Below are 6,787 nucleotides of genomic sequence, written 5' to 3' on the forward strand. Positions count from 1 at the left end.
ACTTCATAGTGAGCGTTTTCACCTGGACCCTTGAAAAACGAGCGTTATGAACCCCTCATAGTGCGTGTTTTAACCTAGTCCCTTGAAAAACGAGCGCTATGAACTTCCCATAGTACGCACATTTCACCTGTAATCTAGCAAAACGCTCGTCATATACACGAAGCTCTCTTATCGTCCAGCGTGATAGATATCCATCTGTCGACTTTTTAATTTTTTTCCAAGTGTACCTTCAATCAACAGGGCCGATTTTAAAAGTTGCTCAAGGTTGATCCCTGTTTCAATCCCCATTTCATGAAGCAAATACAGCAAATCCTCCGTAGCAACATTCCCTGACGCGCCTTTCGCATAAGGACATCCGCCCAATCCGCCAAGCGCACTGTCAAAAATGGTTATGCCCATTTCAAGGGATTTTACTATGTTGGCAAGTGCCGTTCCTCTTGTATCATGGAAATGCATCGCAAGCTTTCCAGAATCGAAATGCGGCAAAAGCTCTTCCAAAAGGGCTTCCACCTGACTTGGTACACCAACCCCAATCGTTTCACCGAGCGAAAGCTCATCAATGCCCATTGAAAACAGTCGGTCCGCAACTTCCCTAACCTTAGATGGGGCAACGGCTCCATCATACGGGCAGGCAATTACCGTAGACACATAGCCTCGGACAGATTTTCCAGCTTGTTTTGCTTCCTTAACTACTTCTTGAAGAATGGGGTATGTTTCTTCTATCGACTTATTGATATTGCTTAGATTATGTCCCTCACTTGCGGACATGAAGACGCTCACTTCATCGATACCTGCTTCTAGTGCACGTTCAAGCCCTTTAAGATTAGGAACGAGGGCGGCATAAGTGACGCCCTGTTTTCTTTTAATGGTCTTAAGTACATCGTAGGCATCAGCCAGCTGAGGAATCCATTTAGGGTGAACAAATGAGCTAACCTCAATATAGGAAATCCCCGTTTCTGAAAGCGAATTAATCCATGAGATCTTATCTTCCGTTGGAACAAGCACTTTTTCATTCTGCAATCCATCCCGCGGTCCTACTTCTTTAATCGTGACTTTTTCTGGCAGTTTCAACATTTCACCCCCTCGATGCTTTTATGACCGTTCTTAAAGTCCACTCTAATTTCGCATAGCAACCCAGTGGACTTTAATCAATCATAATCAGCTTGTACCCTACTCGGTTTCTACAAGCAAATCAGAGTCGTTTACAAATTCCCCTTCCTGGGCATGGACCTTTGTCACGATTCCATCTTCCTCAGCCGCAATCGGAATTTCCATTTTCATAGATTCGAGGATGACTACGTCCTGACCCGCCTTCACCACGTCACCTTCTTTAACTAATACCTTCCACACATTTCCTGCCATACTTGCTTCGATTTTCGCCATTTGTCATTTCTCCTCACTTAGTTGATGTAATGAACGGTAAATAATATTCGTTTACAAATTGGGTCGTTGTGTAACCTGATAAGAATTGCTCATGAGATACAGTTTTAAGCAGCATCGGGATATTTGTCTTAATCCCAACAATTTTATAATTTTCGAGGGCCGTCTTCATTCGTGCAGCAGCCTCATCCCTTGTTTCACCCCATGCTATCAATTTAGCAATCATCGGATCATAAAAGGGTGTCACTTGAGAACCTGCTTCAATTGCACATTCATTCCGGATTCCTTCACCGTCCGGCAGCTGGAATTCGATTATTTTTCCAGGCGATGGGAAAAAGGTGTTTGGATCTTCTGCATAGATCCTGACCTCAATGGCATGCCCCTTCCGTATTACCTCTTCACGGGTAAAAGAAAGCGGTTTACCTACGGCCACTTTCAGCTGTTCCTCTACAAGATCGAGGCCAGTAATTTCTTCTGTAACCGGATGCTCAACTTGCAATCTTGTATTCATTTCAAGGAAATAATAATTTTGCTCTTTATCTACTAAGAACTCAATCGTGCCTGCGTTTGAATAGCCAATATGCTTTGCTGCTAAAACAGCTGCATCCAGCATTTTCAAGCGTGTATCTTCGCTAATAAAAGGGGACGGTGCTTCTTCAACTACCTTCTGATTGCGGCGTTGGATAGAGCATTCCCTCTCCCAAAGGGGTACAACATTTCCATACGTATCAGCCAGTATTTGAACTTCAATATGATGTGGCTCTGGAATATATTTTTCTAGAAACATAGCCCCGTTACCAAAAAAGGACTCTGCCCGCTTTTGATTACCGGCGAACGCTTTAACAAGCTCCTCCTCCGAATGGACGAGCTGCATTCCGATACCGCCACCGCCTGCAGATGCCTTCAGCATAAGAGGGTAACCAATTTTTTCGGCAGCCAATTTGGCTTCATCTTCGTCTGCAAGAGGGGTGTTAATGCCTTCAATGATCGGCACTCCCGCCTCCTTCATCATCTTGCGCGCTTCAATTTTGCTGCCCATTGAAGCAATAATTTCGGGTGCTGGGCCGATAAAAACAAGGCCTTCATTCTTGCATCTTGCTGCAAATGCCGCATTTTCCGACAAAAGTCCGTAGCCTGGATGAACGGCCTCTGCCCCACTTTCTTTAGCAACCCGAATTATTTCGTCCACATTTAAATAACTCTGGTTTACTTGGGGCTTGCCCACACAATAGGCTTCATCTGCGTTTCGAACGAAAAGCGAATCAGCATCAGCCTCTGAATAAATGGCAACAGTTTTAATCCCAAGCTTTTGACATGTACGAATCACCCGTAAAGCGATTTCGCCGCGGTTTGCGATCAATATTTTTGAAAACAAGAACATCACTCCTTTCGGTTACTAGGTTAATCGTTTTTATAGATCTAAACATGCAGTAGGGACACTTGCCCCTTGCACTTCGTCAAATGGTTAATTGATTAATAGACTGCTCACGAAGCTTGAACTTTTGGATTTTTCCGGAAGCAGTCATAGGGTAGGCATCCGTAAAATTGATATATTTAGGAATCTTGTGGCGTGCCACTTTGTTTTTAAAATATTCCTTGATTTCTTCAGCAGTTGCCGTTTCGCCATCTTTCAAAATCAGCCAAGCCATTACTTCTTCACCGTATTTCTCATCAGGAATCCCGATTACTTGGGCGTCAAGCACCTTCGGATGGGTATAAAGATACTCTTCGATTTCCCGAGGATAGATGTTCTCCCCACCTCGGATAATCATATCCTTCAGGCGGCCTGTAACCCGGCAATAGCCATTTTCATCCATAACAGCTAAATCACCTGTATGAAGCCAGCCATCTTCATCAATGGCCTCCCTCGTTGCATCTTCATTCCTGTAATAGCCCTTCATCACATGGTAGCCCCTCGTGCAAAGCTCGCCTTGTTGATTAGCCGGCAGTTCGTTGGTCGTTCCAGGTTCCACAATTTTTACTTCTACATTCGGAAGAGCTCTGCCAATCGTTTCTACCCGCAGCTCGAACGGATCATCTGTCCGAGTCTGAGTTATGACCGGAGATGCTTCAGTTTGACCGTAGCAAATCGTAATTTCCGTCATATTCATTTTGTACATAACAGCTTTCATCACTTCGACCGGGCAATTGGAACCAGCCATTACCCCAGTACGAAGCGTGGAAAGGTCATATTTTGCAAAATTAAGATGATTGAGCTCAGCAATAAACATTGTCGGTACCCCGTGAAGTGCTGTGCATTTTTCTTGTTCAACTGTTCGCAACACCGTTTCAGGGTCGAATTCTTGAACAGGTACCATCGTTGCCCCAACACTGACACAGGCTAGCGTCCCGATGACACAACCGAAGCAATGGAAAAATGGAACAGGAATACAGAGTCGATCCTGGTTCGTTAACTCCATGCACTTCGCAATGTTATAACCATTATTTGTCAAGTTACTATGGGTCAGCATGACTCCTTTTGGAAAACCCGTGGTGCCGGATGTGTATTGCATATTAATAACATCATCTGGCTCCAAAGTGGCCATTCTCTCCTTTAATTCTTCATCTGTAACTTGACTAGCTAAGTCAATGATATCGGACCAGTTGTAGGCTCCATCGTACTTCTTTTCACCAAGAATAATCACGTTCTTCAATAATGGCAGTCTTTTCGACTCAAGCTTTCCAGGTTCAGATGTTTTCAGTTCTGGACACAGCTCATAAATGGTGTCGATATAAGAATTCCCTCTGTAATCTTCAATTAAAAAGAGTGTAGTACTGTCTGATTGTTTTAATAGATATTCAAGTTCTGAAGAGCGGTAATTCGTGTTGACCGTGACTAATACAGCACCCATCTTTCCTGTGCCAAATTGCAGGCTTACCCATTCCGGGACATTTGTCGACCAAACAGCAACGTTTTCTCCCTTTTGAATACCAAGTGCCATTAAGCCCTTTGCTACCTGCTCACATACAGCATTGAATTCATAGTATGAGTAGCGGAGGCCCCGATCAGGATATACAAGAGCATCATGGTCTGGCATTTCCTTAGCTCGGTCTGATAAAAGCTGTCCTACACTTTTTCGGATCAATTCGGTCATTTTATTTCCTCCTGCCTATTAACATCCTAAATGGCGTGCAATGACCAAACGATGGATTTCGGACGTGCCTTCCCCGATTTCCATTAATTTGATGTCGCGCAAATGGCGTTCAACATCATATTCTTTCATATAGCCATAGCCGCCATGAATCTGGATTGCCTGGTTGCAGACGCGGAAACCAGCTTCTGATGCGAAAAGCTTAGCAAAGGCGGATTCCTTTCCAAATGGTTTACCTTGATCCTTTAGCCATGCTGATTTGTAAACCATATTACGGGCCAATTCAATCTCCATCGCCATATCCGCCAATTTAAACTGGATCGCCTGGAAGTTAGAAATGGATTTCCCGAACTGCTGCCTTTCTTTTGAATATTGAAGGGCTTTCTCATAGGCAGCCTGCGCAATGCCGACAGAAAGGGCTGCGATCGAAATCCTTCCTCCATCTAACGTATATAAAAATTGGCTGAAGCCCTTCTTCTCATCGCCAAGCAAGTTCTCCCTCGGAACTCGCACATTTTCAAGAACAATTTCACATGTATTGGAACCGCGGACACCCATTTTGTCATAATTACAGGAAATCCTTACACCCGGTGCATCAGTTGGCACAATAATCGCAGAGACAATGTTACGGCCATTGTCTTTTTTACCCGTGACAGCGGTTACAATAACTTGCCTAGAGTAGCCAGCATTCGTAATCCAGCATTTTTCTCCATTAATGACCCACTCGTCACCATCAAGCACGGCTTTTGTTCTTGTTCCGCCTGCATCGGATCCAGCATTCGGTTCCGTCAAACCAAAGGCACCCATCGTTTCACCTTTCGCCATCGGCACAAGCCATTCCTGCTTTTGTTCCTCAGTTCCGAAATAATATATTGGGCTTGCCCCGAGGCTAGTGTTTGCAGCATAGCTTAATCCAGTGCCGCCACATGCTCTTCCAATTTCCTCCACTGCGATGATATAAGAGATCGTATCCCCGCCAGCACCGCCATACTTTTCAGGAAAAGGAATGCCCAGTAAACCAAGCTCTCCCAGCTTTTTAAAAATTTCATAGCGCATTTGTGAAGTTTCATCCACTTCTTTTGCGTATGGCTTTATTTCTTTCTCTGCAAAATCCCTTACCATTTCCTTAAGCATTTGCTGTTCATTCGTTAATTCGAAATTCACGTTTTTTCCTCCTCTTTTTAAAGACCGACCAGTTGGTCTGTATAGAGTATAGGTAATGCTTCGAATTGGGATCATGTTGTGCGGGTCTTTGTTATGGCTGTTCCAATTGAAAATACCGACTAGTCGGTCTGTCCTTTGTTTTTTAATAGCCAGCTAGAATGATATAGGCTGACTTTTGAGTAAATATGTTTTGACTGCATCATCCTTCATGCCCTTTTCCGTTAAAAGTGAATGAAGAATCAAGTCATTAAATACAAGTGCAATCTCATCTATTGATAGTGGACCTTCTTTACTAAACCATTTGTATGTCCAGTTGATCATACCAATGATCGACATCGTAGAAATTTCAGCCGGTACTTCTGAGCGGAAATCGCCACTTGTCTGCCCTTCTTTTATTACATGTACGATTAATTTCCGGTACTCATCACGCTTTTCATTAATTTTCTGATAAAAATCTCCAACTAAATAGGTGCTTTCCTGGTAAAAAACGGTAATATGAGGTTTGTATAAATCAAATACTTTTGTAAAAGACTGAATGATGGCGCATAAACGAGAAACAGGTGTATCAAAATTATCATATGCTTCTCTGGCTTTATCGAGAACATAGGAGATAAATATATCGTGGATGTGATAAAGCAATTCATCTTTCGATTTAAAATTGTGGTAAAACCCTCCCTTAGACGTCCCGCACTCATCAACAATTTGGCCAACCGTCACTCCATGGTAGCCATGCTTTTCAAACAAAACGAGTGCAGTCTCAACAATCCTTTCCTTGAGTGGCAGCTTCTTCATATACATCATCCTTTGAAAAAATAGTAACATAGCAGATTAGAAGTATCAATTGAAATTTCAGAAAAGATGATAATATTCAGAAAAGAGCAACATGGAGTCGGACAATTAAAGTCGCTGCAAAGGTGGATTATTTTTTTGGTTATATGACAGAATGGCTGCGGTAATACCATTTTATAAAAAATTAGGAATTAAGAAGGATCTTTCCTTATAGATATTATGCAGCATGTTCCTAGATTTACTTTTATTGAAAACAACTCTAAATAATTTTTATAAATAAGGAAAAAATAAACTTGTCATTTTTTAAAAAGGAATTTTTACTAATAAATTACCACTAATTTTAGAAATAGCCTTGAAAGGCG

Annotated in this window: 6 protein-coding genes; all 6 read right to left on the reverse strand. The window is 42.6% G+C overall.

All coding sequences use genetic code 11. From position 1 onward, the window contains the following. Window positions 1–168: 168 nt before the first annotated feature. A complete protein-coding gene (locus V7122_RS19550) occupies window positions 169–1,074 on the reverse strand; it encodes a hydroxymethylglutaryl-CoA lyase (protein WP_335528448.1) in 906 nt (301 codons plus the stop codon). Between the two features lie 96 nt (window positions 1,075–1,170). Beyond that, window positions 1,171–1,383, reverse strand: coding sequence for an acetyl-CoA carboxylase biotin carboxyl carrier protein subunit (locus V7122_RS19555; RefSeq protein ID WP_335488981.1), 213 nt, complete (start codon window positions 1,381–1,383; stop codon window positions 1,171–1,173). A gap of 13 nt (window positions 1,384–1,396) precedes the next feature. Further along, the gene (locus V7122_RS19560; protein ID WP_335528453.1) at window positions 1,397–2,755 is read right to left on the reverse strand and encodes an acetyl-CoA carboxylase biotin carboxylase subunit; all 1,359 of its coding nucleotides are present in this window, start codon (window positions 2,753–2,755) and stop codon (window positions 1,397–1,399) included. Window positions 2,756–2,837: 82 nt separating this feature from the next. Next, entirely contained in the window at window positions 2,838–4,475 is a 1,638-nt protein-coding gene (locus tag V7122_RS19565; protein WP_335528455.1) for an AMP-binding protein, read from the reverse strand. 18 nt (window positions 4,476–4,493) lie between these two features. Next, window positions 4,494–5,636: an acyl-CoA dehydrogenase gene (locus V7122_RS19570; protein WP_335528458.1), complete on the reverse strand. Its 1,143-nt coding sequence runs from the start codon at window positions 5,634–5,636 to the stop codon at window positions 4,494–4,496. A gap of 153 nt (window positions 5,637–5,789) precedes the next feature. Next, window positions 5,790–6,428 carry a TetR/AcrR family transcriptional regulator gene (locus tag V7122_RS19575; RefSeq protein WP_335528461.1) on the reverse strand — a complete coding sequence of 213 codons (639 nt, stop codon included), beginning with the start codon at window positions 6,426–6,428 and terminating at the stop codon, window positions 5,790–5,792. Window positions 6,429–6,787: the final 359 nt, after the last annotated feature.

The organism is Bacillus sp. JJ1532 (assembly GCF_036965085.1).
Lineage (GTDB): Bacteria > Bacillota > Bacilli > Bacillales > Cytobacillaceae > Cytobacillus.

Bases quoted from the DNA above. Each gene is read 5' to 3' on its own strand.
- V7122_RS19550 (WP_335528448.1), bottom strand. From the start codon at position 1,074: ATGTTGAAACTGCCAGAAAAAGTCACGATTAAAGAAGTAGGACCGCGG.
- V7122_RS19555 (WP_335488981.1), bottom strand. From the start codon at position 1,383: ATGGCGAAAATCGAAGCAAGTATGGCAGGAAATGTGTGGAAGGTATTA.
- V7122_RS19565 (WP_335528455.1), bottom strand. From the start codon at position 4,475: ATGACCGAATTGATCCGAAAAAGTGTAGGACAGCTTTTATCAGACCGA.
- V7122_RS19575 (WP_335528461.1), bottom strand. From the start codon at position 6,428: ATGAAGAAGCTGCCACTCAAGGAAAGGATTGTTGAGACTGCACTCGTT.